The organism is Ruegeria haliotis (assembly GCF_013377785.1).
Taxonomy (GTDB): domain Bacteria; phylum Pseudomonadota; class Alphaproteobacteria; order Rhodobacterales; family Rhodobacteraceae; genus Ruegeria; species Ruegeria haliotis.
This window is the reverse complement of sequence record NZ_JABXWT010000093.1, coordinates 1-617: the sequence shown is the minus strand read 5'-3', so window position 1 is coordinate 617 and position 617 is coordinate 1. Positions and strand designations below refer to the sequence as shown.

At 10.4% G+C, this 617-nt stretch carries 1 protein-coding gene; it reads right to left on the bottom strand.

What is annotated here, in order from left to right; translation table 11 throughout:
* Positions 1-139: 139 nt before the first annotated feature.
* Positions 140-617: hypothetical protein (locus HW561_RS24520; protein WP_176867778.1), on the bottom strand; the 478-nt coding region annotated here is incomplete at its 5' end.

Here is a 617-nt window from a genome sequence, read left to right as displayed (position 1 = left end):
GATCTTATTCTATTTATAATATACCTTTAAAAAATTCAATTAAAAATATTTTTCCTTTATAAAATAAAATTAATTCATTTATAAAATTATAACAAAAAAAATCTTTACTAATATTAATCTCAAAATCTTTACATAAACTTCATAAACTTTTATTTAATAAAAAATAACTATCAACAAATATTATATAAATTATATTTATTTTAAATAATTTAAACCCTATTTTTAATTTAATAATTTTCCCAATTCTAAAATAAAATTTTAAAATAAAATAATTATTATTTTTTTCATTATATTCTATTAAAATTTTTAATAAATAATAAACATCAAAACCACTAAAATTATATACAAAAAAAATAAATCCATTATATTTAAAAATTAACATAAATTTTATACATTTTATTACTAAATTATAACTTAATAAATCTTTTTCTATATAAAACATAATTAAATTTTTTTCACCTAATATTTTAAATCCTAAAACATAAACATCTAATTTATTAATTATAATATTTTTATATATTTCAAAATCAAAAATACCTATTAAAATATTTCTTATTATTACTAAACTTATAAATTTATATAATTTTAATAAAAATAAAATACCTTTTATTATATAC